The organism is Bacillus sp. PPSBB_11, from assembly GCF_038023285.1.
Classification (GTDB): domain Bacteria; phylum Bacillota; class Bacilli; order Bacillales; family Bacillaceae; genus Bacillus; species Bacillus altitudinis.
This window is the reverse complement of record NZ_CP150633.1, coordinates 2,852,345-2,878,751: the sequence shown is the minus strand read 5'-3', so window position 1 is coordinate 2,878,751 and position 26,407 is coordinate 2,852,345. Positions and strand designations below refer to the sequence as shown.

At 41.5% G+C, this 26,407-nt stretch carries 27 protein-coding genes; 4 read left to right on the top strand and 23 right to left on the bottom strand.

What is annotated here, in order from left to right; all coding sequences use genetic code 11:
* Positions 1-201: 201 nt before the first annotated feature.
* Both V7L95_RS14110 and V7L95_RS14105 read right to left on the bottom strand, forming a co-directional pair.
* Positions 202-1,230: a SepM family pheromone-processing serine protease gene (locus V7L95_RS14110; protein WP_270108063.1), complete on the bottom strand. Its 1,029-nt coding sequence runs from the start codon at positions 1,228-1,230 to the stop codon at positions 202-204.
* 4 nt (positions 1,231-1,234) lie between these two features.
* The gene (locus V7L95_RS14105; RefSeq protein WP_008345016.1) at positions 1,235-2,014 is read right to left on the bottom strand and encodes a patatin-like phospholipase family protein; all 780 of its coding nucleotides are present in this window, start codon (positions 2,012-2,014) and stop codon (positions 1,235-1,237) included.
* A gap of 156 nt (positions 2,015-2,170) precedes the next feature.
* Here V7L95_RS14105 and ylbJ point away from each other — a divergent pair, with 156 nt between their 5' ends.
* Positions 2,171-3,379: a sporulation integral membrane protein YlbJ gene (gene ylbJ / locus V7L95_RS14100; RefSeq protein WP_017367185.1), complete on the top strand. Its 1,209-nt coding sequence runs from the start codon at positions 2,171-2,173 to the stop codon at positions 3,377-3,379.
* 13 nt (positions 3,380-3,392) lie between these two features.
* On the opposite strand, the gene coaD is transcribed toward ylbJ, so the two are convergent.
* The 9 genes from coaD to V7L95_RS14055 all read right to left on the bottom strand — a co-directional run bounded on the left by coaD (position 3,393) and on the right by V7L95_RS14055 (position 8,454).
* Positions 3,393-3,875, bottom strand: a complete 483-nt coding sequence (gene coaD, locus V7L95_RS14095; RefSeq protein WP_007499803.1) for a pantetheine-phosphate adenylyltransferase — start codon at positions 3,873-3,875, stop codon at positions 3,393-3,395.
* Positions 3,876-3,878: 3 nt separating this feature from the next.
* Positions 3,879-4,436 carry a 16S rRNA (guanine(966)-N(2))-methyltransferase RsmD gene (rsmD, locus tag V7L95_RS14090; RefSeq protein WP_007499805.1) on the bottom strand — a complete coding sequence of 186 codons (558 nt, stop codon included), beginning with the start codon at positions 4,434-4,436 and terminating at the stop codon, positions 3,879-3,881.
* Between the two features lie 312 nt (positions 4,437-4,748).
* The gene (locus V7L95_RS14085) at positions 4,749-5,021 is read right to left on the bottom strand and encodes a YlbG family protein (protein ID WP_008345023.1); all 273 of its coding nucleotides are present in this window, start codon (positions 5,019-5,021) and stop codon (positions 4,749-4,751) included.
* Positions 5,022-5,086: 65 nt separating this feature from the next.
* A complete protein-coding gene (locus V7L95_RS14080) occupies positions 5,087-5,536 on the bottom strand; it encodes a YlbF family regulator (protein WP_017359375.1) in 450 nt (149 codons plus the stop codon).
* Positions 5,537-5,593: 57 nt separating this feature from the next.
* Entirely contained in the window at positions 5,594-6,001 is a 408-nt protein-coding gene (locus V7L95_RS14075; protein ID WP_007499810.1) for a hypothetical protein, read from the bottom strand.
* A gap of 73 nt (positions 6,002-6,074) precedes the next feature.
* Positions 6,075-6,323 (bottom strand): YlbE-like family protein, encoded by a 249-nt coding sequence (locus V7L95_RS14070; protein ID WP_017359376.1) that lies wholly within the window; start codon positions 6,321-6,323, stop codon positions 6,075-6,077.
* 19 nt (positions 6,324-6,342) lie between these two features.
* Positions 6,343-6,756 carry a YlbD family protein gene (locus tag V7L95_RS14065; RefSeq protein WP_017359377.1) on the bottom strand — a complete coding sequence of 138 codons (414 nt, stop codon included), beginning with the start codon at positions 6,754-6,756 and terminating at the stop codon, positions 6,343-6,345.
* A 109-nt stretch (positions 6,757-6,865) separates the two neighbouring features.
* On the bottom strand, positions 6,866-7,909 hold the full coding sequence (locus V7L95_RS14060) for a CAP domain-containing protein (protein WP_008345031.1): 1,044 nt from the start codon (positions 7,907-7,909) through the stop codon (positions 6,866-6,868).
* Positions 7,910-8,031: 122 nt separating this feature from the next.
* Positions 8,032-8,454: a CBS domain-containing protein gene (locus tag V7L95_RS14055; protein ID WP_034646433.1), complete on the bottom strand. Its 423-nt coding sequence runs from the start codon at positions 8,452-8,454 to the stop codon at positions 8,032-8,034.
* 161 nt (positions 8,455-8,615) lie between these two features.
* Here V7L95_RS14055 and V7L95_RS14050 point away from each other — a divergent pair, with 161 nt between their 5' ends.
* Positions 8,616-8,981, top strand: a complete 366-nt coding sequence (locus V7L95_RS14050; RefSeq protein ID WP_008345035.1) for a YugN family protein — start codon at positions 8,616-8,618, stop codon at positions 8,979-8,981.
* Positions 8,982-9,012: 31 nt separating this feature from the next.
* Here the strand turns inward: V7L95_RS14050 and ctaG are convergent, their stop codons facing one another.
* The 6 genes from ctaG to cyoE all read right to left on the bottom strand — a co-directional run bounded on the left by ctaG (position 9,013) and on the right by cyoE (position 15,197).
* On the bottom strand, positions 9,013-9,891 hold the full coding sequence (gene ctaG / locus V7L95_RS14045) for a cytochrome c oxidase assembly factor CtaG (RefSeq protein ID WP_254505770.1): 879 nt from the start codon (positions 9,889-9,891) through the stop codon (positions 9,013-9,015).
* 30 nt (positions 9,892-9,921) lie between these two features.
* Positions 9,922-10,251, bottom strand: a complete 330-nt coding sequence (gene ctaF / locus V7L95_RS14040; protein ID WP_003211520.1) for a cytochrome c oxidase subunit IVB — start codon at positions 10,249-10,251, stop codon at positions 9,922-9,924.
* Positions 10,252-10,253: 2 nt separating this feature from the next.
* Entirely contained in the window at positions 10,254-10,877 is a 624-nt protein-coding gene (gene ctaE, locus V7L95_RS14035) for a cytochrome c oxidase subunit III (RefSeq protein ID WP_089374148.1), read from the bottom strand.
* A complete protein-coding gene (gene ctaD / locus V7L95_RS14030; protein WP_007499823.1) occupies positions 10,874-12,745 on the bottom strand; it encodes a cytochrome c oxidase subunit I in 1,872 nt (623 codons plus the stop codon). Before ctaD ends, ctaE begins: the two co-directional genes overlap by 4 nt.
* Positions 12,746-12,933: 188 nt before the next feature.
* Complete coding sequence (coxB, locus tag V7L95_RS14025; protein WP_039168612.1) at positions 12,934-14,001, bottom strand: cytochrome c oxidase subunit II; 1,068 nt, start codon at positions 13,999-14,001, stop codon at positions 12,934-12,936.
* Between the two features lie 278 nt (positions 14,002-14,279).
* Complete coding sequence (gene cyoE / locus V7L95_RS14020) at positions 14,280-15,197, bottom strand: heme o synthase (RefSeq protein ID WP_007499825.1); 918 nt, start codon at positions 15,195-15,197, stop codon at positions 14,280-14,282.
* 389 nt (positions 15,198-15,586) lie between these two features.
* On the opposite strand from cyoE, the gene V7L95_RS14015 reads away from it, so the two are divergent.
* Positions 15,587-16,510, top strand: a complete 924-nt coding sequence (locus tag V7L95_RS14015; RefSeq protein WP_008345045.1) for a heme A synthase — start codon at positions 15,587-15,589, stop codon at positions 16,508-16,510.
* Between the two features lie 39 nt (positions 16,511-16,549).
* Here the strand turns inward: V7L95_RS14015 and V7L95_RS14010 are convergent, their stop codons facing one another.
* The 5 genes from V7L95_RS14010 to glsA form a co-directional block, all read right to left on the bottom strand.
* Positions 16,550-17,983, bottom strand: a complete 1,434-nt coding sequence (locus V7L95_RS14010) for a deoxyribodipyrimidine photo-lyase (protein ID WP_340966917.1) — start codon at positions 17,981-17,983, stop codon at positions 16,550-16,552.
* A gap of 100 nt (positions 17,984-18,083) precedes the next feature.
* Positions 18,084-21,530: a pyruvate carboxylase gene (gene pyc / locus V7L95_RS14005; RefSeq protein ID WP_025207282.1), complete on the bottom strand. Its 3,447-nt coding sequence runs from the start codon at positions 21,528-21,530 to the stop codon at positions 18,084-18,086.
* 79 nt (positions 21,531-21,609) lie between these two features.
* The gene (ftsW, locus tag V7L95_RS14000) at positions 21,610-22,821 is read right to left on the bottom strand and encodes a putative lipid II flippase FtsW (protein WP_008345051.1); all 1,212 of its coding nucleotides are present in this window, start codon (positions 22,819-22,821) and stop codon (positions 21,610-21,612) included.
* Between the two features lie 210 nt (positions 22,822-23,031).
* Positions 23,032-23,313, bottom strand: coding sequence for a YlaN family protein (locus tag V7L95_RS13995; protein ID WP_003212509.1), 282 nt, complete (start codon positions 23,311-23,313; stop codon positions 23,032-23,034).
* Positions 23,314-23,435: 122 nt separating this feature from the next.
* Positions 23,436-24,365 (bottom strand): glutaminase A, encoded by a 930-nt coding sequence (gene glsA, locus V7L95_RS13990; protein ID WP_019743436.1) that lies wholly within the window; start codon positions 24,363-24,365, stop codon positions 23,436-23,438.
* A gap of 120 nt (positions 24,366-24,485) precedes the next feature.
* On the opposite strand from glsA, the gene V7L95_RS13985 reads away from it, so the two are divergent.
* Positions 24,486-24,968, top strand: coding sequence for a hypothetical protein (locus V7L95_RS13985; RefSeq protein WP_008345056.1), 483 nt, complete (start codon positions 24,486-24,488; stop codon positions 24,966-24,968).
* A gap of 15 nt (positions 24,969-24,983) precedes the next feature.
* On the opposite strand, the gene V7L95_RS13980 is transcribed toward V7L95_RS13985, so the two are convergent.
* Positions 24,984-26,306: a PhoH family protein gene (locus V7L95_RS13980; RefSeq protein WP_340969052.1), complete on the bottom strand. Its 1,323-nt coding sequence runs from the start codon at positions 26,304-26,306 to the stop codon at positions 24,984-24,986.
* Between the last annotated feature and the right edge of the window lie 101 nt (positions 26,307-26,407).

Here is a 26,407-nt window from a genome sequence, read left to right as displayed (position 1 = left end):
CTTTCTGACCCAATATTGAAGTATGCTTTTGTGCACGCCAATCTGTTTTGCAATTCCAAGCAGGGGTTCGCGGTCAATGAGGTATCGTTTTACAGCTTTGATTTTATCTTCAATTGTAAATTTAGCCAAAAGAAAAGCACCTCCAAATGTTAGACTGTGTCTAATATTTGGGGTGCACTTCAATTTGCAGGCTGCTCTTTTTTATGATGCTTTCTCTTTTAATTTGTTTAAATAGTTTAGTGCGTCCTGCATGGTATCCACAGGAACGATTTTCATATCACTTTTAATATCTTTTGCTGTTTTGACTGCATTTTTGTAGTCAGAGTTTGGGTCACCTTTATCATTCGGTGCAAAGAAGATGTCTTTCCCTGCTTTGTCTGCTGCAACAACCTTTTGATCAATTCCACCAATCGGTCCGACTGTACCATCTGCATCAATCGTTCCAGTTCCTGCGATCGCATAGCCGTGTGTTTCATCTTCTTTTGTCAGCTGATTGTAAATTTCAAGTGACATCATTAAACCAGCTGATGGACCGCCGATGTTTTCAATATCCACTTTCACAGAAGGAGATACTTTCACATGACGGTCTGTAAATAGTGATACGCCAATTCCCACTCGTTTTGGCTCTTCTTTAAATGGTTTTAACGTCACGTTCTGCGTGATTTCTTTGCCATTACGTTCAAGTACAAAACGGACAGCAGTGCCTGCTTTTTTACTGCTAATATACGAAACCATTTTATCTGCTGACTCATATGTACGGCCGTCGACGCTTTTGATCTTATCGCCCACTTCAATCTTCCCATATGCAGGCATTCCTTTCATCACATAGCTCGCATATATCCCATTAAACGTATAATCTACTTTTTTCCCTGCTTTTGTATAAGCGGCAATCATCGCATTTTCTTGAGAACTTTTCATGAGCTGCAGCTGCCGTTTCATATAATCCTCATCAGACTCTCCGTCCGCTTTAATATTTTCTTCTGGAACGATTTCGTCATACTTGTTCATTTTTGCAAGCAAATACGTATATGGATTGGCTGGACCTACTTTAATGGTCATAAGAGAAAAGCTGCCCTTCTCGCCATATCCTCCGTCTACTTGAATGTGTGGCGCAATTTCTGTTGCATCACCTGGCTTTGTGACGTAATAGGGCAGTTTCACAAAAGTTAAGCCAAATAAGACTAGAACAACAGCAAAAAAGCTGAGCCAGCGAATATTTAATTTTTTCATTCGATTAACACTCCCATTTATCAATGACATCTTTCAGTTTTTCTCTTAGTTGGTCGGCGGCGAGTTCACCTGCTTCAATCATTTCTTGAACCTGTGTAAACGCACTAGAGCTAAAGGTCTCGAGCTTCGGCCGAATCATGAGATCTGCATGAATGGTTTGGTGACGAACCAATTCATTTTGAAGGATGTCCAAACTTTGCATAATGACATCCGATAATCTCGTTGCCTTTTCTGTTTTTTTCACCCTTGATACATCAGAGGCGATAATGAGATCTGCCCCCATTTCTTTGAGAACAGAGACAGGAATGCGGTCCACTACCGCTCCATCCACCAATTGCCTGCCGCCTATTTCATGCGGAACAAACACACCCGGAATGCTAATGCTTGCCCTGACTGCTTGTGAGACAGACCCTTCTTTGAACACAACCTTCTCCCCTGTCTGAAGGTCACAGGCAACAATCGCAAGAGGCACGCGCATTTCTTCAATATTCTTCCCATATGTAAACGTGTGAATCAGCTGCAAAATTCGATTTCCTTTTAACAGACCGATTTTTGGCAGTGTATAGTCAGCATAATACTTTCTTCTGAAGACAAGTGCAAGTTTTTTCATTTTTTCTACGTCTTGTCCTGCCGCATAAAAGCTCCCCACAAGAGCACCAATACTGCTTCCTGCGATCATATCCACCTGAATTCCTTGTTTCTCAAGACTAGATAAAACCCCGATATGCGCCATCCCTCTGGCACCCCCGGAGCCCAGCGCAAGCCCGATAATCGGTCGTTTCATGAATCCACCCTCCTCTTTCTATGCATATATACGAATCTATAGGTCTAAACATGCCCCTTCTCATCGTATAGTAATAGAAGACAGGCTCGGCTAGCATCTCTTTTTCTTTAATCACGAGCTCGCCAATAGATTATAACGGCAAGGGGCGACATCTCCATGAAAAAATGGAACACTCTGTTCATCGCTGCTTTTTTTATCTTTTTAACAGCCACTGTGATTACACATCCACAAGCCTCTTTGCAAGCATCGAAAAATGGACTTGCAATGTGGTGGGAAGTGGTTTTTCCATCGCTGCTACCTTTTTTTATTTTGTCCGAGCTATTAATCAGTTTCGGGATTGTCAGATTTGTCGGCGTATTATTAGAGCCATTTATGCGGCCTATCTTTCGGGTGCCTGGTGTCGGCGGATTTGTACTAGCGATGGGAATGGCCTCTGGTTTTCCTTCTGGCGCTAAATTGACGACAAGACTTCGGCAGGAAGGACAGCTGACAAGAATTGAAGCAGAACGCCTTGTGTCATTTACCAATTCTTCAAACCCTTTGTTCATTTTTGGAGCAGTGGCTGTAGGATTTTTTCATCACCCAGCTTTAGGCATTGTGTTAGCCTGTGCGCATTATTTAGGAAATCTCGCGGTTGGGGTGACGATGCGCGGATATAAAGCACGTCATGATGCGCACCTCAGAAGCCGAAAAGGATTTTTATTGCCTCCAATTCGAGAAGCATTCAGCGCTCTTCATACGGCAAGACTCGCAGAAAAAAGACCACTTGGCCAAATATTAAGTGACGCTGTCATGTCATCTGTTCAAACGCTCTTTATGATTGGCGGCTTTATCATTTTATTTTCTGTCTTTAGTCAAATGCTCGCTGTTGTGCATGTAACAGATCTTCTCTCTATCGGGATCGGTTATATACTGATAACGATGCATCTTCCGCCAGAATTAGATCTAGCCATGATTGCGGGTCTATTTGAAATCACATTAGGAAGTCAGCTCACAGGGTCACAAGAGGTTTCCCTGCTCGCTAAAACAATTGTGGTCAGCTTTATTTTAGGATTTAGCGGATTCTCCGTTCAAGCTCAGGTAGCTGGGATATTGGCAGCCACCGATATACGCTTTAAACCGTTTTTCTTCGCCCGTTTGCTTCACGGTATTTACGCAGCCGTCTTTGCCTTTCTGTTATTCAAACCCCTTTACGTCTCTAAAGCAGACATGGCGCTTCCAGCAGGGGCATTTGAAGCAAGCGAGCAAGTCGTGATGTTTAGCAGCGTGTTATGGAATCAGCTTGTATCTGCTGGTCCTCTCATCACCTTGTTCAGTCTGATCGTGTATATTGCGCTCTATTATCAGAAATTAAAAAATGGATGAGTGCACAGTGCACTCATCCATTAAATTTTTCTTTCAGCGCAGCTTCGACCTCTTGCGGTACAAGCTCTTTGACTGATCCATGATACTTCGCTACTTCTTTAACAATGCTTGAACTTAAGAAAGAGTATTGATTATTCGTCATCATAAAGAACGTTTCAATGTCATCATTCAACACTTTGTTCATTGATGTCCCTTGCATCTCGTATTCAAAGTCCGTCACCGCTCTAAGTCCGCGCAAAATGACTTTCGCCTCTTTTTGTTTCGCATAATCAACGAGCAGTCCATGAAAGGATTCCACTTTGATATTTGGTAGCTCCTTTGTTGCTTGACGAATGAGTTCACATCGCTCTTCAACAGTAAAAAGCGGCTTTTTTGACGAGTTATTAAGGACGCACACATATACTTCATCAAAAATCTTTGCCCCTCTTTTGATAATATCCAAATGGCCCAATGTGACTGGATCGAAGCTACCCGGACAAACGGCTATATTCCCCATGCTTTAATTTCCCCGCTTTCTATAGATCGTAATGCCAGTCATTCCGTACATTTCCTGCCTTGAGATATGTAGCTGTCCTGCTTCCTCTGGCAGTGTCACATCTTTATCGTGCTCACACACAATGACGCCATCATCTGCTAATAAGGAATGCTCATCAATCGTATCAAGAAGTGCTTTCAACTTTTGATCTTTATACGGCGGATCAAGGAAGATGGCTTGAAAAGATTCTTCTCGCTTCACTACAGCAGCGAGTGCACGGTTTGCATCATTTCGAAACACTTCACTTTGATCCATCAGCGACAATTGATTCAAGTTGCCTTTAATCGTCTGAATCGCCTTCATATCTCGATCCACAAATATACAATGATCGAACCCTCTAGAAAGCGCTTCAATACCTAAACCACCACTTCCAGCAAATAAATCAAGGGCCCATCCCCCATCAAAATACGGTCCAATCATATTAAAAATGGATTCTTTTACTTTATCTGTTGTTGGTCTTGTTGATTGGCCGGGTACGGCTTTCAGCGTGCGGCCTTTTTTTGTTCCAGAAATCACTCTCATTTTTCCACCACTTTTTCTGCTTGCATCTATTGAATATTGTTTGATGACAAAAAATTCAACATTATCTTACCATATCCACTCCACATGGGACAATGCACTGAATTCCATTCATTTTCTATGTATAGATCACAAAAGAGAGGGTCATACTACTGTTAACAGCATCTGATGTGGTGCTGTTGCCAACCGCGGAGAAGACTTACGTTTCCCCATAAGTTCTTCCTCCGGTTTCTCCTCTCCCTTTGCCTTCTCCTTAATGAATCATTAAGAATAGAAGGACCCCGCGGGTGATGCCGCGGGGGTTTTTTTGTGTCTTTAAAAGCCCACCTTATAATCATACTCTTTTGCTTTGTCCAATTTCGATTCGTACTCTAATTTAATAAAAGGTTTATAGGAAGGCTCAACACGTTTTACAAATGGCAATGAACTGAGCTTTGCCATGTGGCGCTCAAGATCATTCATATCACAATAAATCACTGCATATTTCATTTTCCTTGAAATATAGTGAACATTCCCAAATTTCCTTAGCGCTTTTGACTGCTTTAACGAATGCAGCCAAACGACCATCCCTTGACGTTTGGTATCCATCTTTTCACCTGCCGCTTTTCAATTCTTTCCGTTCATTATGTAAAAGACGAGACGTTCAAGTCTCGTCAAGATACTTTACAGCCACAGCTGCCTCCTGATCCACAGCCACCGCCGCATGATGATAGACCATCAAAATATGGGTTCCCTGTTGGAACTTTAATATATGCTGATACAGCTTGACCGATTTCAATACTAATCTCATCTAAGATGGATTGAATCGCTGTTTCTGCTTTTTTGAAATCAACCACTGTATCGTGAAGATCTAGCTTTCTTTTGACCTCACGCATTTCTTTTGAGATCGTTCTATAGTCCGGATGGTATTTGCCGAACCGCTGCACATCTTCATATTGCTCTTTTACTTTTGTAAAATGGGCAATAATTTGTTGGGCTTCTTCGTCTTGCTGGAGACGCTTAAAGCAGTTGCGGTAATGTTCAGCCTCCTCCGACTGAAGAATCATGGCAGCCAATTGATTTGCTTCCTCTTGGAGCTCCACGAATTCAATTGTCGCATACATAAATGTTGCACCTCCAATTCATAGTTTACCACGAAACCTATGGATCAGAAAATGCTTTTACGTGACAAATACATCCCACGTCTCTCTTTTCTGCTTATATTCAGGGTGACGAGAATTTAGCACAACGGTCATTTTATGCTTTCCTTTTGAAAGGTGCTTGACCACAAACGCCGCAGTATACTCATTGCCTGCCCGTTTCCCGTCTACATACACAGTAAAATACCCCGCCTTCTTATCCTTTTTCAGTGGTGAAGGTTCAAGGTGAAAATCTTGAAGTGTACTTTCTATATACACAACAGATCCCTGCACTTTGTATTTTAAAAAGCCTTGCTGCTTCATTTCACTTTGCGTCTGCTGCATGACTGGTACTGCTGGTTCTTGCCTAGTTACTTGCTCTTGATCATGTTGACTTTGACATCCGGTGAGAAGAAAAAGCAATGCGCATATTGACAGCATCCATTTCATGTTCTGATTCTCCTTTCGTCTACTTTCATAGGATGCTCATGAAATAGACATCTTAATCAACTCAAAAAAAGCCTCACCCGGCTCCATTTTGATTGCGCATTGCTTGGAACATCTGGATCATCATTTCAGCCATTTGGACACTATTGCTCAACTGGCTCACACGATGAGGAATGGTTTTTTCGTAAAAGTTCATTTTATCTAATTCAAACGAAGTGACATTTTCAGGATGCCGCGTTAACTGTCTATACCAGAGTGGGCGCTGCCTGATGAATTTGATTCGATCCTCTTCGGCCATGACAAACTCTTGTACTTCTCTCCGCACCAAAAGCATCCCCTTTCAATTAATCTTTCCTGAAGGAGAATGGGTGCTGGCTGCCTCCAGATGAACCCTTCTTTGAGCCATTTGATGAAAATTGACCGAGTAAGCTTTGTAAAGAGGAAATAGACTGGCTCATTTTATTAATTTGTTCATTCATTTGATCAGCGTCCATTTTTTTCACTGCAGAAACCATTTTAGACATAAAATCTGCTTTTCCCGGTTCACTTTGCTTAGCGGCTTTTTCTTCTTTTGCTTCTTCCGTTTGTGTTTGCCGGTAAGGAGACCACATGTCATCTTCCTCACCAAACATGACCCAATTCTCGTATAAACTTTGCCAGCTTTTTTCTTGCGTCTGCACTTCTTGAATTAAATTCGGATGGCGTCTGACGAACTGTTTAAATTCATCAATGGATGTTTGCTTTTGCTTATTTGTCATATCCTCACCCCCCATACAAATGCCTACTATACTATATACATCTGGGTCTATTTTGGTGAGCCCTTTTCATAAAAAAACAGCCGCTATCTGTGCGCAGCTGTTTAGAGGATTAAGACGTTTTCTTAATGAAGTTTTGTGTATAATACTTTTCTTTCACACCAACGCCAAGGTGCGTGTAATCTTGATTTAACAATGCCTTCCGGTGACCTTCGCTATTCAGCCAGCCTTCTACAGCTGCAGGGCCATCAACATAATTATACGCAATGTTTTCCCCCGCAAGCTGAAATGCGACCTCGCCTCTTTCTAACCGGTCTTTCAGCGTGCCGTATTTTTTAGATTCATGGGAGAAATAATGATGATCCTTCATGTCCTCACTATGCATGAATGCCACTTCAGAGGTTTCATCGTCCCACTTTAAGGTCGGCAGTTTGTACTTATGGCGGATAATATTGGTCATATCAAAAATTTGTTTTTGACTCGACGCTTCAATATCCTTCCACTTTTCGCCTGATATCGCCTCAGGTTCAATTAATTGACCTCGATAAACGACTTCATACGGCTTTTGTTTGACAAATGTATCTGCATTAAAGGCTCGAATGCTCGAAAGAGTGCTTTCAAACTTATCCATGTAGAGCTGGACATACACATCATCTCCCACTTTCACCGTCGGCCTGGTATTCATATCATCTTCTGAGAATTCAAAGCGATATGAATTTCCCTCGTCCTCTACATGAATGTAAGGAGCGATTTGTGTTTTTTTAAACACTTCACTTGTGGCTTGACCGATTTTAAACGGCTCAACATTCAGCCCATCCCCTGTCGCAAACAAGGTCACCACTTTACTGTCCTTTACCCCTACTTGAATATAGTGTTTCTTCGATTGATTGTATATCCACCAGTCATAATCATATGCGGAAGGATCAATGCGATCTGGTTCCCCTAGCTGTTTAAGCACTTCGTTTGAAGACTTCCCCATAAAGGACATGAGACCTTTTTTCGGAATGTTGATCGGCTTATCGCTAGATGTTTCTTCATTAGACACCTTCGGCTCATTGCTGTTTTCTTTTTCTGGTGAAGATCCATATTGAATAAACAGAACGTACGTTCCAGATATAATCAGGAGGATGAAGAGTGTTTTCAGCACAGTTTTCAAATAAACACCTCCGTTAAATTGGCAAGGTACAAAAAGTACCTTCTACTGTCATTTAAACAAAACTTGCTCCATTTATCAACGACAATACAGCCTATTTAACACGAATTTAAAATATGCCCCTCCTAATGAAGAAATCCTTGGCCATGATCCTGGTCTTGTTGAGAGATCTCCGTTAGAGCATCACCTGCACGATCGTTTGATAAATCTTCAACTGATAAATCCCCAAGGGCTACGATTCCTGTGAGTGCCCCATTTTTGACAACCGGGATACGGCGGAGCTGATGTTCTGACATCAACCGGACAATTTCTTCTAGGGTTGCATCTTCTTCAGCTGTCAAAACTTCCTTCGTCATGATGGCACCAACCTCTTGTGAGTTCGGCTTTTTCTCAGCAATACCTCTAAGTACAAGGTCGCGGTCTGTGACAATACCAACAAGCTGATCTCCGTCGACTACTGGAATGGCACCAATGTCAGCATCTTTCATTTTGACTGCCGCTTCATACGCATTGTCGTCCTTTTGCAACGTCACTACTTTTTTCGTCATGATATCTTTGATTTTTTTCGTTTTCACGTTGATTCCTCCATCCGTTATTTTCTTTATTACTGTAACCAGCTTATAAAAGAACATACCTTTCACAGTTGAAAGTTTAACGCTTTCATACTATGATTGTCAGTAAAGGGAATTTTTATAAGGAGGGGTTTTGGGTGAAGTTTGAAGGTACGGGGATTGAGAAGGTATCAGCTGACTTAAATAAATTGGATTTCATTATGGAAAGTGAAGGATTTGTACGAGCCGATCAATGGGATTATGAGCGTGTGACGTACGACAGGAAGTATAACATGGTAGAGGGGACGTTTTACTTACGGATCTCTGGCTACGCCACTGAGGGAGATGTTGGCTCCAAAAAAGCCCACATCCAGCTGCTGACACCTTTACTTGGAAAACACTATTATCCACATGGTGTTGAATATGGAGAAGGCGAAGATTTCCCTAAATCTCTTATTCAATCAAGCAAAAAAACGCTGAACCAATTAAAAGAAAAACTAGAAGCGATAACTGCTGAAGCATAAAAAGCACAGCCCCTGCGGCTGTGCTTTTCATTTATTCATATTTCGGAATGAGCGCATCTGGTACAGCATCTTTCGCTCTTTCTTTTCTCGCCCAGTCAAAGAAGACAACAGCAAGAATCGATCCGTATACAATCTCTTGAATGATTTTCATCAAAATAGCACCTAGCTGCTGATCTTCTAGCAGCGGCAATGTATGAAACATGTCAGGTCCCGTAAGCGCAAGACCAGCAAGCATATCACTCGGTACGCATAGGTGCAGTGCTTGTATCCATGCGCCGGCATCTGAATAAGTGGCATAGATAGGCGCTTCACTAAACATAATGAGTGCGCAGGCAGGTGTCATTAAAATCCCATCTGCCATAATATATCCAAGCTTTAAAATGCCTGTAATCTGCGGCTGACTTTGCACTTTATGGACAAGCGGCCACCACATGAAAAAGGCAGCGATAAAAATGACAACCGTCATCAATGCGTGATAAAACGGATCTGTTTTAACAAAATCGAACACAAGTGGAATATGATACAGCGAAAACAACCCATTAAATCCGAGCAAGGCAATCAACGGCTTAGAAAACAAGCGAAAAATCGGCTGAATACCCGATGTTTGAATGATCCGCTCCCAAATCGCCGCAGGTAAACCTGTAATAAGAAGCGGCGGGATGACCAAATAGAGCACTGCCATTTGCGCCATATGCGCACTGAACATAATATGCCCCATTAAATCAATCGGGCTCCCCTTCACTGCATAAAGCAACACAAGCCCCGTGAGAAACAGCGTTTTCTCTTTCACCGTCGCACGGTGCTTTCCCTTCGTCACGAGAAGCAGATAAAAAGCGGCTGCTGCTACAATACATGTCAAATAGTAAGGACTCCATAATGCACGAAATCCAAATATCTCTAAGTTTTCCATTGCTGCGCCTCCTTCAAGGGCAAAGCGAGCTTACCACCAAATAATGGTCAAAAAGGCTAAAACGGTAATAAACGCGACAAACACACCTGAGTAAAGAAACAACGCGGGTGTTTCATGCCCTTTTTGGTTCATGTGCATAAAATAATAAAGCTGAAAAGCTACCTGAATCACTGCAAGCAGTAAAATAAAAGGGACAGCGAACCAATTTCCGACATCTTCAGAGGCGATTGTTAAAAAGGCAACAAACGTTAAACCAATCATCAAGCCGAAAGAAATGAGCTGATGCTTCATTTCTTCGGCATTTTTCTTTTTCCGATAGACAAGATCGACTTTGGACTGATTTGTGTTTTTATTTCCCATTCTTATCCCACCATTCCCATTAAATATACAACGGTAAAGATGAAGACCCACACAACATCAATGAAGTGCCAATAAAGGCTCGCCACATAATATTTTGGTGCATTGTATAAATCGAGTCCGCGTCTCATATTCCGAATCATCAGAGCGGTGATCCAGCAAAGTCCAAATGCGACGTGAGCCCCGTGTGTTCCAACAAGCGTATAGAAGGAAGAGCCAAGTGCAGAGCTCGTAATGGTAAATTCATACGCATGCACATAATGATAAAACTCATAAATTTCTACCCCTAAAAATCCAGCACCTAAAAGAACGGTTACACCTAGCCAAAGCTGCATTTTTTTAAAGGCAAAGTTTTTCATATGATACATAGCATACACACTCGTTAAACTGCTCGTTAACAGAAGCATTGTGGCAATAAAGACAAGTGTGAGGTCAAACATTTCAGTTGTTGTTGCGCCGCCTGCATTTGAATTTTTCAGCGCCAAATAAGTGGCAAACAAAGATGCAAACAGGACCGTTTCTCCCCCAAGAAACAACCAGAACCCGACGAACTTATTCTTTCCTTCTAACGTGGCTTTCTCAGGAGAAGCCGGAAAGGTTTCCGCTGTCATTTTTTGTGGTTCCATTATGCTTTCACCCCTTTGTCATCGTCATCCGTCAAATCTTCTTTGTGAATATGGTATCCATGATCATCTTTAAGAGAGCGAACGAGCATGGTCGCAAACGTGATCCCAAGACCAATGAAGATCACCGGTAGACCCCAGCTGTGTTCTTGACGATACATAAAACCAAACGCTGACACAAATAGACCGAATGAGATAATGATAGGCAAGATGGAATTATTCGGCATGTGAATATCATCGAGCGGTTCAGATGCTGTCATTCCTTTTTTACCATCCATTTTCTCAATCCATAATGGATCAAGTCCCCGTACAAGAGGCAGCTGCTTAAAGTTATATTCTGGCGGAGGTGAAGATACTGCCCATTCAAGCGTTCTTCCATCTCCCCAAGGATCGCCCGATACACGCTCTCCTTTTGCTGTCGTCCAGATGATATTAATCAGCATGATCACAACTGCTACAAACATGAACAGTGCCCCAATCGTACTGACCAAGTTCCCAAGGTCTAGACCCTGACCTGGCAAGAATGTAAAGACTCGGCGCGGCATGCCCCAAAGACCGAGAAAATGCTGGATAAAGAACGTTAAATGGAAACCGACGAAAAACAGCACAAAGCCAATTTTCCCAAGCTTCTCATTCAGTATTTTCCCAAACATCTTCGGCCACCAATAATGCACACCAGCTAAAATACCGAAGACCACACCACCGATAATGACATAGTGGAAATGCGCCACAACAAAGTACGTGTCATGGAACTGATAATCCGCTGCTGCTGCTGCAAGCATGACGCCGGTTACACCGCCAAGTAAGAATGACGGAATGAACGCAACTGAATATAGCATCGGCGTTGTAAACTTCACATTACCGCCCCATATGGTGAGCAACCAGTTAAATACTTTAATTCCAGTTGGCACCGCAATCGCCATTGTGGCTACGGCAAAGATCGCATTGGCAATTGGACCAAGTCCTGTTGTGAACATGTGATGCGCCCACACCATGAATCCAAGGAAACCAATTAATACAGTCGCAAACACCATGGACGAATAACCAAACAATCTTTTTCTTGCAAACACCGGAATGATCTCAGAGAAAATCCCAAATGCCGGCAAAATCAAGATATACACTTCTGGGTGTCCAAAAATCCAGAACAAATGCTCCCAGATGATTGTATTTCCGCCGAGCTCTGGATTAAAAAAGCTCGTATCAAACATTCGATCAAGCATCAGCATCGCAAGTCCTGCTGTCAGCGGCGGGAATGCGAATAAAATTAGTGCAGATGCCACAAACGTCGTCCAGGTAAAGAGCGGCATTCTCATATACGTCATACCTGGCGCTCTCATATTAATAATCGTTGCAAGAAAGTTGATTCCGGCAATTAGCGTACCAATACCCGCTATCTGCAACCCTAAAATATAGAAATCCATGCCGTGCCCTTCTGAATTCAGCGTGAGCGACGCATAGGCAGTCCAGCCTGCATCAGGTGCTCCGCCCATAAACCATCCAAGGTTTAAGAAAATTCCTCCGAAAAAGAACAACCAAAAACCAAGTGAATTCACAAATGGAAACGCTACGTCACGTGCACCAATTTGAATGGGTACAACCGCGTTCATTAATGCAAATAAAAGCGGCATTGCTGCAAGGAAAATCATCGTTGTTCCATGCATCGTCATGACTTCATTGTAAAACCCTGCACTCACAAAATCATTTTCAGGGATGGCTAGCTGAATACGGATAATCATCGCTTCCAGGCCACCAATTAAAAAGAAAAATCCCCCTGCCACTAAATATAGTATGGCAATTTTTTTGTGGTCAACCGTCGTTAAGTAATCCCATAAGACAGCGCCAAACCCCCGCTTTTTAGCTATTGTACTCACCATGAAATCCCCCTCTTATCTCCCATTTGCCCCTTTTCATATCAATGTCTATCTTCACGTTCTAAAAACAGACTATATCTGACAGATGACTTATTCTTGGATGTAGAGACTTATTCGGGAGCTCTTAACAAAAACTTCACATAGATCGTATACCCTTTTGAATGTGCGCAACTTCAAGCTGCTCAAGGCATTTACTGTATTTTAAGACCTTTTAAATACTCGTAGAGTGCATCTGCTTCTGAATCATTTAGTTTAGGGTACGTCCCTGTCATCTTATTACCTGGTTTAAAGCTCTCTGGATCTTTCAGCCATGCTTTGACATTTTCTTTGTTCATGTCTTTAATTCCAGCTACTTTTGTCCGCTCTCCGAAGGTTGCAAGGTTTGGTGCAGTCCTTGCCGCCTCTGGTCGTTCATCTCCAGGCTCTACCGCGTGACAACTTAAACAGTTTTTCTCTTTAAAGAGTTTTTCACCCTCAAGGGCTAGATCTGACGTAGATGCAGGCTTTTTATAATCTGTCATCTTTTTCGTCCAGCCTAAAAACTCATCTTGAGAAAGCGTTTTAACTTTAAAGTCCATTAAAGCATGTGATGGACCACAAAGCTCTGCACATTTCCCATAGAAATATTCTCCAGCATCTTTCGTTCGTTTTGAGTCAAATGTTAAATAAAACTTGTTCTCGTTGTCTGTATTTGTATCAATTTTACCCCCAGCTGATGGAATCCAGAATGAGTGTTTCACATCAGATGCTTTCAGCTTAAAATAAACCTTTTGATCAGTTGGAACAATCAATTCCTGACTTGTCACAATCCCATAATCAGGGTATTCAAATTCCCACCAATATAAGCTGGCTCTTACATTCACAACAAGTGTTTTTTCAGGATCTCGTTTTTTCTTATCCATAGCGCTTGTATCCCCTAGCTCAAGCGTGTATGCCACAACAGGTACAACGAGAATAATGAGTAGAAGTATCGGAATCGCTGTCCACGTAATTTCGAGGTTACGGTTCCCTTCTACCTGTTTAGGAATCGTATCTTCTCCCACTTTAGAACGTTTGAATTTAATGATGACGTAAAAGAAAATGATCGATACAACAATAACGACAAGAACCATAATAAGTGTACTCAGTACCGTTAGGAAAAACTGTTTATCTGCTACTTCCCCAACTGGCTTGAGTGTTGATAAGTATGGTTCACCGCAGCCCGCCAAAACGAGCGTCAGTAAAAGAAACAGTGAATAAACACGCCATTTTCTTATCATAATTTGTCCCAACCCCTTTTGCTTGATCTCCTTTGCCTTTCGCTTTTACCTCTTATTTATAAAATCACCTTTCACCCATCAATAACCCCCGCCTCTTATAAAAGCACTTACATTTCCTCTTTTCATAAAAAAATGATGTTTTTACTCAAAATACCATCTATGTATAAACAGAAAGCCGCCTAAATAGAACTGAATATCAGGCGGCTTTCATAGTTGTAAGAAAATGTTGTGTTATAAGATATAGCCATTGTTTTGATGTGATCAAAGTGTATTTCACTCTAGAATAGTGTGATAATAATCATCGCAACGAAAAAGATCGTTAAGTAGTTTAATGAATAAACGAACATGAGTGTTGACCACTTCATGATATCTTTCATTTTAAAGCCCATAAGACCAATGACGAGCCATCCAATGTTCAGCAATGTGCCAAGTGCGACAATCGGCCATCCTAATCCACCTAAGAAAAATGGAAGCGGAAGAAGACATGCTGTCCAAATGATGATTTGGCGTTTTGTGACTTCAAAGCCGTAAACAACTGGCAGCATTGGAATACCTGCTTTGCGGTAATCTTCCGTTTTCTTAATCGCAAGTGATAAGAAATGTGGAATTTGCCAGATGAACATAATCATAAACAGGACCCAAGCCGTTGTGTCGATGGTGCCTGTAACAGCTGTCCAGCCAATTAATGGCGGAACCGCACCAGATACACTCCCAATGACTGTATTAATGGTGTAATGGCGTTTAGACCACATCGTGTATAGAACTGCATAAGTAAAGACACCGATAAATCCAATCACTGCTGATGTAACAGTTGTCATCAGAAGCATAATCAGTCCAAGTACAACAAGCAGAATACCAAATGCATACGCTTGACCTGGCTGAACTTTACCTGTCACCGTCGGTCTTGTTTTTGTTCTTTCCATTAGTATATCAATATCACGGTCAAACGCATTATTAATGGCGCATGAACCGGCAATAATAAGAGAAGAACCAATCATTGTTAACAGCACAATATCAAGATTCCCAAGGAAACTCATATCTGTAAAATAAAAAGCAAGCCACATTCCAGTAAATGTTGTAATGAAATTGGAATTGACGATGCCCATTTTAATAAGAGCAAGAAAATCTTTTAAAGCGGTTGTTTCTTCTATTTGTCCATGAATAGCTGCTTCCGCGGCTGTTTTGGAATTTGCCAATGTGTATAACCTCCCTTGCCCAAACCTTCAAACGAACGAATAAAACGTAAAATCGTTACAACTCTATCATACAAGATAAAGAGCTGTAAAAAAACATCCTATTAAATAATAAACGACAAACTTGAAGTTATTTGTGAACTTTTCGTGAATTTATTAGGATGTGCGTTTCAGAAGGCGGTGCAAAATGAAATATTCTCTCCTCTATTTCTATCAGACTGTCAAAGAAAGATCAAGCACTCTAAATCTGTAAACTTTGTGAACTAACATATCATTTTTTTGTGAACTTTGGTCATTATGAATTGCAACAGAACACGCATTTGGCTTAAACTTGAGAACATGTGAGGTTTTCATTTAGATCAGAAGTTATTTAGAGAAGGTGAAATCATTTGATGAAATTTGCTTTAAGGTTATTGAGCGTTGTCACAACATTTGTGATGCTGATCGTTCTGATTGGCGGTGCGCTTGTGACGAAAACTGGCTCCGGTCTTGGCTGCGGCAGACAGTGGCCCCTTTGCCACGGTCGTTTCTTTCCAGAAATGAACCCTGCTTCCATTATCGAATGGAGCCACCGCATGTCAACAGGAGTTTCCACCATTCTTGTATTGGCACTGGCGGTCTTATGCTGGAAAAAAATCAGTCCAGTATTCCGTGAAACCAAATTTTTGGTCATCATGTCCATTATATTCTTACTGCTTCAAGCGCTGTTAGGGGCACTCGCCGTTGTGTTTGGTTCTAACGCACTTGTCATGGCACTGCACTTCGGTATTTCACTGATTTCTTTTGCTTCCATTTTACTACTGGCACTGCTTGTGTTTGAAGCCACCAGATCTGAAACAAAGCTTGTGAAGCCGCTTCATATCGGCAAAAGAATGCAGTTCCATATTTATGGGTTGATCACATATACGTATATTGTGGTGTATACGGGCGCCTATGTGAGACATACAAAATCAAGTCTTGCATGCTCTGTCTTCCCATTTTGTTCAAAAGACGGCGCACTTCCAGCGTATTTTAATCAATGGGTTCAAATGTCTCACCGAGCAGCAGCCCTTCTTTTATTCGTTTGGATATTTGTTGCGATGTTCCATGCCCTTAAACATTATAAAGAACAAAAGCAGCTGTATTATGGATGGATCATTTCAGCCATTCTGATTACACTTCAAGCGATTTCTGGTGTCATGTCTGTTTATTCTCAGCTCGCACTCGGTTATGCGCTTGCTCATTCATTCTTTATTTCTTGTTTGTTTGGGGTACTATGCTACTTCTGCTTACTCATTGCCCGGTTTAAATATGAAAATAGAGAGCCTTTCAGATAAACATACAATCCCCCTTTCATCCGAAAAGGGGGATTTCTTTTATGTTTGTTTCGCTTCTTCAAATAGCGAAATGGCTTTTTTCCGTCTTTCTTGATGATCGACTGTAGGCAGAGGATATGTATCCCCCAGCACACATCCCGATTTCATTTGATCATCTATCGGCATTTTACTCGGTTCATGAATCCATTTTTCATTCACATGCTTAAGTTCTGGCACATACCTTCTAATATATTCTCCGCTTGGATCAAATCGTTTCGACTGGGTCGTTGGGTTAAAAATACGGAAGTAAGGAACAGCATCCGTTCCGACGGAGGCTGCCCACTGAAATCCTCCAATATTCGAAGCCTCATCATAGTCGACAAGTTTTCTCGCAAAATACGCTTCGCCCATTCTCCAATCGATGAGATAATCTTTTGTCAGGAATGAAGCCGTCACCATTCTCAAACGGTTATGCATCCACCCTTCTTCATTTAACTGTCTCATCCCAGCGTCAACGAGCGGGAAGCCTGTTTGTCCTTTACACCAAGCTTCAAAAAGTGTCTCATCATCATTCCATTTTATATGTTGAAAGGAGGCGTTGATTTCTTTTTCTTTCATCTCTGGATAATGCGCAAAGATCATATGATAAAAATCACGCCATGCCAGCTCTTTGATAAATGTTTCCTTGCCCTCATCTTTAACAAGTTCTTCCTCATTGACCGCATGAAAGATTGTGCGAATAGAAATGGTCCCGGTTTTTAAGAACCGAGACAGCTTGCTCGTCCCAAAAACAGACGGAATATCTCGTTTCTCATGATAACGCGTCAATCTTTCTTGAATAAAGCCGCCTAGCGTGCTTCTCGCTTTGTCTGACCCAATCTGATCGAATTTCCTTGTACATTTCTTAATGATGTCCCTTAGTTTCGCATCTCCCTTTTCAGAAAGTGACTCATCACAAATCGTATGCTTGCTGCTCAGAAATGATTTGTCAACTTTTATCACAGACTGCTTCTCCTGCTTCCTCCAAGCTTGATAGTATGGAGTAAACACTTGATAATGAGACCCATCCGCTTTTAAAATATCTCTCGCCCCATGCAGATGCGTATCTTGCCACTTTGACACATGAATGCCCTTTTCTTCTAAGAAACGGGTCACTTGCTCATCACGTATTCGACCATTTCCTACTTCATCCTCATTAAAAAAGACCGCATTGATGTCATAAGCATCCAGGAGCTTTTGAAAAGCGAACAAAATATCATCATGAATGAGATGAACATACATCTGAGATTCTCTCGCTTCCTTGACGAAATTGGCCAAGTTTTGAAAGAAATGTTCGTTGTTCAAATCCAGTTCCATTTCTGTAAAAAACGGATCTAGATGATAAAAAGCAAATAATCGGTACTGATGTTTTTTTGCATATGTGATCGCTTTTGATAAGGCGATATGATCATCCAATCGCATATCTCGGCGAAACCAAATCACGACAATTTCCACTCTTTCTTCACCTCATTCTATAGTGTAATCACTCTATCGGCCGGCTGCACATTTTAATGCGCTCAAAAAAAGACACATCCAAATGGATGTGTCTCACTCATTATTCAGGCTTTAAGACAATCAACAGATCTCCAGTTTGAATCCCTTCTCCATTCGTGACATGAATTTCATCCACGACTGCTGAGAACGGTGCTTGTACCGTCGTTTCCATCTTCATCGCTTCATTGATCATCAAATGCTCACCTTGAGAAATTTTCTGTCCTTTTTCAACAAGCACTTTGATCACAGTGCCTGGCATCGATGCCGCAATGTGATTTGGATTTGAGCGATCTGCCTTCATTTTTTCTTGAACGGAGGATTTGATGCTTTCATCCTTAATGACCACTTCACGCGGTTGTCCATTCAGCTCAAAGTAAAGCACTCTTGTAGCGTCCGGATTCGGTTCTCCAATTGACACGAGTTTGACAATGAGGGTTTTCCCTTTTTCAATTTCTACCTCAATTTCTTCACCAAGTCTCATGCCGTAGAAGAAGGTTGGTGTGTCAAGAACAGAGATGTCTCCATAGCTTTCTGCTGTTTGAACAAATTCAGAAAAGACTTTCGGGTATAAAGCATATGCAATGGCATCTTGTTCTGTTAACGTCAAGTCATGCGATTCTTTGAACTGCTTTTTGATTTCTTCAAAGTCCACTGGTTTCAGTTTCTCACCTGGTCTGACAGTAAGCGGCTCCTCCCCTTTTAAAATCAGCTTTTGCAATTTTTCTGGGAATCCGCCATGAGGCTGTCCTAAATAGCCTTTAAACAATTCAACAACCGAATCTGGGAAATCCAGTGTTGCTCCTTTTTCATAAACATCCTCTTCTGTCAGATCGTTTTGCACCATATAAAGTGCCATATCTCCGACCACTTTAGAAGACGGTGTCACTTTCACAATGTCACCAAACATGTCATTTACACGTCTGTACATTTCTTTTACTTCATTCCAGCGGTCGCCAAGGCCGACCCCTTTCGCCTGCTGTTGCAGGTTACTATACTGGCCACCAGGCATTTCATGCTCATAAATTTCTGTATGCGGTGAATTCATTCCGCTTTCAAACTCATGGTAATATTTTCTGACGGAATCCCAATATTGAGAAAGACGTTCAACCGCTTGAACATTCATTTCGGGCTTTCTTTCATGTCCGTCTAAAGCATAATATAATGAGCTCGCACTTGGTTGTGATGTGAGCCCCGCCATAGAGCTGACTGCAACATCAACAATATCAACACCTGCATCAATCGCTCTTGCATAGGTGAAGAGTCCATTTCCACTCGTATCGTGTGTATGAAGATGGATTGGAATCGTGAGCTCGTCTTTTAGAGCAGATACAAGTTCATAAGCCGCCTGCGGTTTTAATAATCCCGCCATATCTTTAATGCCTAAAATATGAGCGCCTGCGGATTCAAGCTCCTTCGCAAGAGAGACATAATATTTCAAATCATATTTCGGACGTGATGGATCAAGAATATCACCTGTATAACAAATCGCTGCCTCTGCCACTTTGCCGGATTCACGAACAGAATCAATGGCAAGCGTCATACCTTTGACCCAGTTTAGACTGTCGAAAATACGGAAGACGTCAATGCCTGCCTCTGCCGATTCCTTTACAAATGCTTTAATCACATTATCCGCATAGTTTGTATATCCGACAGCGTTTGATGATCTTAATAGCATTTGGAACAAAGTGTTTGGCACTTCTTGACGAAGCTCTTTCAATCTTTCCCAAGGATCTTCTTTCAAGAAACGATATGCCACATCAAATGTAGCGCCGCCCCACATTTCCATACTGAATAACTCTGGCCATAAACCTGCTGTTGGCTGCGCAACTTTCTTTAAGTCGTGTGTTCTAAAGCGTGTTGCAAGCAGGGATTGATGTGCGTCTCTAAAAGTTGTATCCGTTAAAAGTACACTGCTTTGCTCTTTCACCCAATTGGCGAGCCCCTCAGGTCCATGCTTGTCTAACAATTGTTTTGTTCCAGAAGGAATCGTTTCATGGACAGCAAGTTTCGGCACATTTGGTTTATCAAAATGAGGCTTCTTATTTTCCGAAATACCAGGGAACCCATTAATGGTAACGTTACCAATATAAGTAAGCATTTTCGTTCCGCGGTCTTTTTGCTTAGGGAAGTTAAATAGCTCTGGTGTTGAATCAATAAACGATGTATCATATTCCCCTCTTAGAAACTTCTCGTGCTTTGCAACGTTTTCAAGAAACGGGATATTTGTTTTAATGCCACGAATCCTGAATTCTTGTAAATTTCGGACCATTTTAGCCGCAGCTTGATCGAATGTAAGTGCCCAAGTAGACAGCTTGACCAACAGTGAATCGTAATAAGGTGTAATCACCGCACCTTGGAAGCTGTTTCCTGTATCAAGACGTACTCCAAAACCACCGCCTGAACGGTAAGCCATGATTTTTCCTGTATCTGGCATGAAGTCATTCAAAGGATCTTCTGTTGTGACCCTTGATTGAATGGCAAATCCATGTGTAAAGATATCTTCTTGTTTTGGTATCCCGACTTCTTTGCTGTGGAGGTCGTGTCCTTTTGCGACAAGAATTTGGGTTTGGACGATATCGACACCTGTGATCATTTCTGTGATCGTGTGTTCCACTTGGACCCTAGGATTGACTTCAATAAAATAAAACTCCCCATTTGCCACTAGGAATTCTACAGTCCCTGCATTGATATATGATACATTCTGGGCCAGCTGAACAGCCGCTTCACAGATGTTTTCACGCAATTGATCTGACAGGGACACACTTGGTGCAACCTCAATGACTTTTTGATGACGCCTTTGAACAGAGCAGTCACGCTCATATAAATGAATGATATTGCCGTGATTGTCTCCAATCACCTGCACTTCAATATGTTTCGGATTTTCAATCAGCTTTTCAACGTATACTTCGTCATTTCCAAAGGCCGCTTTCGCCTCTGACTTTGCACGGTCATAGGCTTCGTTCAGCTCCTCTTTTGATCTGACAATCCGCATACCTCGGCCGCCGCCTCCAAGTGAAGCTTTAATAATAAACGGGTAACCGTATTCTTCACCGAATTTTTCGACTTCTTTGACCGAATCAACTGGCCCGTCACTTCCTGGAATGACTGGAATTCCAGCTTTTTTCGCTTCATCTCTCGCTTTTACTTTATCTCCAAACATATCTAAATGTTGAGAAGTTGGGCCGATGAATTGGATGCCTTCCTCTTCGCATCGTCTTGCAAAATGAATGTTTTCAGATAAAAATCCGTATCCTGGATGAATCGCATCCACGTCATTTCGTTTTGCAATTTCGATGATCCCCTCGATATCAAGGTAGGCATCAATCGGCTTTTTCCCTTCTCCAACTAGATATGCTTCATCGGCTTTATAGCGATGATAAGAGCCCGAGTCTTCTTTGGAGTAAATGGCCACTGTACGTAAGTTGAGCTCCGTACAGGCCCTAAAGACTCTGATAGCGATTTCCCCTCTGTTTGCAACTAGAACCTTTTGAATTGTTCTCTGTGACATTCTCACTCCTCCATATCCCTTAAAATTTTATATGTACTCTATAATAAAGGAAGAAATGAAAACTGTACACTTTTGTTTTCTAAAGATTCAAAGTTTTCTGCAATCCATTTTTTTGAATCGATGGTTTGCTGATTGATTTTTTCTTTTTATAACGCTCTTTATATTCAGTGAACATGCTGATATTCAGCAATATTCCCATACATCCACTTAATAAAATGATAGAGGATCCCCCGTAGCTGATAAACGGAAGTGTGACCCCAGTGATCGGAATGAGCCCTGAAACACCGCCCAAATTAATACACGTTTGGATGGCAATCATTGAAGAAATTCCTATTGCAAGCAAACTTCCAAACGGATCTTCACACTTTCTCGCAATGTAAAAACCTTTCACGACAATAAAGCCAAGGAGAGCAAGGACAAAAAATACACCGAAAAAACCAAGCTCTTCCGAGATAATTGCCATGATAAAATCTGTATGCGGTTCTGGAAGGTATCCATACTTTTGTACACTCTCTCCAAGACCAAGACCAAAAAAGCCGCCTGATCCAATCGCATAATATGAATTAATCAATTGATGCCCAGAAGCGCCTGCGTCTTTAAATGGATCTTGGAAACTCTCAAAACGTCCAAGACGATTCTGCGTGAAAATTTTATCCCAAAAAAGAATAATAAACGGTGTCACAACAACCATCACCGCACTAAATAAAGCGAGCAGCTTGGCCAGCGTTTTACCGCTAAACCCTGAGCATAAAATCATCGCAAGGGCAATCATACCAATGATAAAAGCTGTCCCATAGTCTGGCTGCAAAATAATAAATCCGCATAGGATGGAGACAACCACAATTGGAGGTGTAACCCCTCTTAAAATATGGTCAATATAATGCTGCTTCTTTGCATAGACAGCAGCAAGATAAATGATGACAACGATCTTCACGAATTCCGCTGGCTGAAGACTAAAAGGCCCAAATTTGATCCAACTTCTAGCATTCCCTGCAATGTGACCGCCAAAGTACACATAAATGAGAGAAAACACAGATAGCAAAAGCATCACAATTTGGAATCTTTTATTTAAGAGCAGCTGATACGGAATGAGGGCTGTAAAAATCAAGATGACCGCCCCGACAATCATAAATAAAAGCTGTTTCTTGAAAAAATTATCTGGCGCAGCATCATATCTGATCACAGATGTAATCATACTTGAGCTATACACCATCACCAAGCCGAATGCGCTAATTAATATAATGGCGAACAATAATGAGTAGTCATACGATTTTAGCATTCTCTTTAACATATAATCCTCTTCCTAACGTCTATTTCTACTGCTTGATATTCTCTTCTCTTAGCTGTTCTTATTCTACTACATTTTCTCCGTTTGATCCCGTTTTACCTCTTTATATTGTTCGTCTTTCATGAGACAATCAAGTCCGTTTGGCATCAATCAAAATAAAAAGGCGGACAAAAAAACTCAAACTTATGTTGTGGAAGTTTGAGTTTTCAATCATTATTTTTTTGTGAACGCATCATGAAGTGCGGATAGTTCTCTCTCAAGTTTATCGAGTAGTTTTTTGCCTTCATGTTGATCAACTAATCCAAGCCGGACAGCGAAATCAATTTCTCTCGATAATCCGAACATTTGAGTATCTAAAACCTCTTCATAAAGAGGACATTGCGGCATCGTTAAGTTGTCCATTTGCACTTGGATCAATTTTAAAATTTTATCTGCATCCAATTTTAATAAAGCCAGTGCTTTTTGCCGATGATCGACTAAAATTTCTGACGCCAAAAGTATCCCTCCGTTCCCCAGGCGAGTACCTAATTCTTCTATTTATCATAAAGCGAAACGCCCAAAATTGCAAGCAGATTTGTACAGTTCGCTCTGTAAAAATAAAAAGAAGCCATTCGTTATTAAAAGATACTCATCTCATATTTTTCACTCATGAGCTCAAGCAGCTTAATACCCGCAATACTATTCCCTTTTTCATCCAAAGCAGGTCCGAATATACCTATCCCAAAGTCGTATGGCGCCGCCCCCATAATTCCGCCTGAAACACCACTTTTAGCAGGGATTCCGATATTGATCGCAAATTCCCCGCTCGCATTGTACATACCGCATGTAACCATAAACGTTTTACAAATTCTAGCGACATCTTTCGAAAGGATTTGCTTTCCTGTCTCTGGATGCCTGCCATCTAATGAAAAAACACATGCGATCTTCGCCAAATCCAGGCTGTTCATCATGACGGCGCATTGCTTCGTATAGACGTCCATCACCTCTTCTACATTCCCTTTAATGATATGATATTGCTTCATATAATAGCACATTGCGCGGTTAATCATTGATGTTTCAAATTCGGATGCAGCGGTTTCTTTGCAATATGTAATGGTGGTGTCATTGGCAAGCTCTCTAATAAAACCAAGCAGACGGTTCAACTGATCTTGCGGCGTTGCTCCTCTTATTAAACTTGTAACGGCAAGGGCTCCTGCATTAATCATTGGGTTCAGCGGCTTATTAGGGCTTGCTGTCTCTAGTTTAATCATTGAATTAAACGGATCGCCAGTCGGTTCTTGTCCAACATATTGAAACACTTTTTTCGGTCCTTCTTCTGAGAGCACGAGCGCTAGTGCTAATACTTTTGAAATACTTTGCAGGGTGAATCGTTTATCAACATCTCCCGCTGAGTGGCACGTATTACTCACATGATAAACAGCGACAGATAAATCCGATTGATCCGCTTTACCGAGTGCCGGAATATAGGATGCTACCTTTCCATTTTTGGCCACCTTTTTTGCCTCTTCTACAAATCGCTGAAGCTCTTCATTGTCACGACATGCCATGCCCAAAATCCTCCCTATTTTTCGTCTAATCGTAGTTTGTACAAGGAGGTGCATGTTTATGAAAGTGACAAAGCGGGCGAAAACTTCTATAATTTATGTTGGAAAGGGGTTGTCTTGAACATGAGCATTATTCAAATTAAGGGGAACGTACAATACAAGATCACCATTGATCCGAGTGTATGGATTTTTGATGACCGTAAATTTTTAATGGATTCATTTTTTGAGAAAAGTGCAGCAAACGAAGAGCAGCAGCTAGATCAGGAGCTTGATCAAGAGCGGGTCATAAGAGAAGGTCAAACACTTCCACCCACATTAAAAACAGAGAAAAAATACGAAAAAGAAAGACTTGTCACAGGCAGCTTCGGGATGAAACTTGGCGACATGATAAAAAATGCAGAACCGCTCGAACAAGCGGAGACGTGTGAATTTGTCACAGAAACAGAAACAATTGCTGTTCCGCTCTCTAAGGCGATGGATAGCATTGCCCATTTCAGCCAAAATGGAAAACCTATAACAGAAGAAGGACCAATCCACGTTTATTTCGAGGATCAGTCCAACATCACTCAGCCGATTAAAGGCGTCAAAGAGTTAATCATTACATAAGATAGCGGGTCTGGACTATAATAAATCAGCTGCAAGCTGTGCAAGTCCAGACCTTTCTCCTTTGACAAGCTTGACATGTCCAGATATTTGCTGCCCTTTGAAACGCTCAATGACATATGTGAGCCCATTATTTAAGCTGTCTAAATAAGGGTGATCAATCTGCTCTGGGTCTCCCATCAGCACAATTTTACTTCCCTCACCAACCCGCGTTAATAATGTTTTTACTTCGTGTTTTGTTAAGTTTTGCGCCTCATCGATAATGATAAATTGATCAGGGATACTTCTCCCGCGAATATACGTTAAAGCTTCCACTTGAATTGAACCGATGCCCGCTAGTATCGCATCGAGTTCACCAGGTTTTTTTGTGTTAAATAAAAATTCTAGGTTGTCATAGATCGGCTGCATCCACGGTCTGAGCTTCTCTTCTTTTTCGCCTGGCAAATACCCTAAGTCCTTACCGACAGGAACAATGGAGCGGGCCACGATGAGCTTTTTAAACATGCCGAGGTCCTCTGTCTGCATTAATCCAGCAGCAAGTGCAAGCAGTGTCTTTCCTGTTCCCGCTTTTCCGATAAGTGTCACAAGCGGAATATCGCGGCGTAAAAGTAACTCAAGCGCCATCGTTTGCTGGACATTTTTTGGGCGAATTCCCCAAATATGTTCTTGGTCATAAATAAGCCGTTTTACATGCTCTGCTTTTTGATCAAGCATCCCCAAAGCAGAACCACCCTCATTTCCCTTCATAATAACAAATTGATGAGGGTTTAATAGCGCCTGGGTGACGTCTTTTATTGGTAACTGATTTTGCTTATAAAATGTATTCAGCTGCTCAGTCGGAATATAGAGCTCGTGATAGCCGTTATCAATGTCTTCATTTTGCAGCACACGATCGCTTAAGAAATCCTCTGCTTGCAGACCAATGGCATCCGCCTTTACTCGCACTAGGACATCTTTGCTGACCAAAATGACAGGCCGGCCATCCGGTTTTGTTTCTTCCTCTAAGCTCAAATTCTTCGCAACAGCCAAAATCCGGTTATCGTTTGTTTTTTCGATGAAAATTTCTTGAAGTTCATGGAAAGAGCGATGATTCAGCTCAATACGCAGCGTTCCTTTTGACTCCAGCGTAATTTTTTCATGCAGTTTCCCTTTCGATCTCAACCCGTCGATTAAACGTGAGACACGTCGTGCGTTTTGCCCAACCTCGTCCATATATCTTTTTTTCGAGTCTACTTCTTCTAACACTACGGCCGGAATCACGACCTCGTTGTCTTCAAATGAAAAGATTGAATTCGGATCCTGTAATAACACATTTGTGTCTAATACATAAATTTTACTCAGGTCCTTCGCCTCCTGATCGGGGTTTCATTCATCCTTGTCTTTCCAAAAACGATTGTTAAAATATATGTTTTCATGAATAAAGTTAGAAGGTTAATTCAACA

Excerpts from the sequence above, each read along its gene's own strand:
- V7L95_RS14110 (WP_270108063.1), bottom strand. The coding sequence starts at position 1,230 with ATGAAAAAATTAAATATTCGCTGGCTCAGCTTTTTTGCTGTTGTTCTA.
- V7L95_RS14105 (WP_008345016.1), bottom strand. The coding sequence starts at position 2,014 with ATGAAACGACCGATTATCGGGCTTGCGCTGGGCTCCGGGGGTGCCAGA.
- ylbJ (WP_017367185.1), top strand. The coding sequence starts at position 2,171 with ATGAAAAAATGGAACACTCTGTTCATCGCTGCTTTTTTTATCTTTTTA.
- coaD (WP_007499803.1), bottom strand. The coding sequence starts at position 3,875 with ATGGGGAATATAGCCGTTTGTCCGGGTAGCTTCGATCCAGTCACATTG.
- rsmD (WP_007499805.1), bottom strand. The coding sequence starts at position 4,436 with ATGAGAGTGATTTCTGGAACAAAAAAAGGCCGCACGCTGAAAGCCGTA.
- V7L95_RS14085 (WP_008345023.1), bottom strand. The coding sequence starts at position 5,021 with ATGGATACCAAACGTCAAGGGATGGTCGTTTGGCTGCATTCGTTAAAG.
- V7L95_RS14080 (WP_017359375.1), bottom strand. The coding sequence starts at position 5,536 with ATGTATGCGACAATTGAATTCGTGGAGCTCCAAGAGGAAGCAAATCAA.
- V7L95_RS14075 (WP_007499810.1), bottom strand. The coding sequence starts at position 6,001 with ATGAAATGGATGCTGTCAATATGCGCATTGCTTTTTCTTCTCACCGGA.
- V7L95_RS14065 (WP_017359377.1), bottom strand. The coding sequence starts at position 6,756 with ATGACAAATAAGCAAAAGCAAACATCCATTGATGAATTTAAACAGTTC.
- V7L95_RS14055 (WP_034646433.1), bottom strand. The coding sequence starts at position 8,454 with ATGACGAAAAAAGTAGTGACGTTGCAAAAGGACGACAATGCGTATGAA.
- ctaG (WP_254505770.1), bottom strand. The coding sequence starts at position 9,891 with ATGGAAAACTTAGAGATATTTGGATTTCGTGCATTATGGAGTCCTTAC.
- ctaF (WP_003211520.1), bottom strand. The coding sequence starts at position 10,251 with ATGGGAAATAAAAACACAAATCAGTCCAAAGTCGATCTTGTCTATCGG.
- ctaD (WP_007499823.1), bottom strand. The coding sequence starts at position 12,745 with ATGGTGAGTACAATAGCTAAAAAGCGGGGGTTTGGCGCTGTCTTATGG.
- coxB (WP_039168612.1), bottom strand. The coding sequence starts at position 14,001 with ATGATAAGAAAATGGCGTGTTTATTCACTGTTTCTTTTACTGACGCTC.
- V7L95_RS14015 (WP_008345045.1), top strand. The coding sequence starts at position 15,587 with ATGAAATTTGCTTTAAGGTTATTGAGCGTTGTCACAACATTTGTGATG.
- pyc (WP_025207282.1), bottom strand. The coding sequence starts at position 21,530 with ATGTCACAGAGAACAATTCAAAAGGTTCTAGTTGCAAACAGAGGGGAA.
- ftsW (WP_008345051.1), bottom strand. The coding sequence starts at position 22,821 with ATGTTAAAGAGAATGCTAAAATCGTATGACTACTCATTATTGTTCGCC.
- glsA (WP_019743436.1), bottom strand. The coding sequence starts at position 24,365 with ATGGCATGTCGTGACAATGAAGAGCTTCAGCGATTTGTAGAAGAGGCA.
- V7L95_RS13985 (WP_008345056.1), top strand. The coding sequence starts at position 24,486 with ATGAGCATTATTCAAATTAAGGGGAACGTACAATACAAGATCACCATT.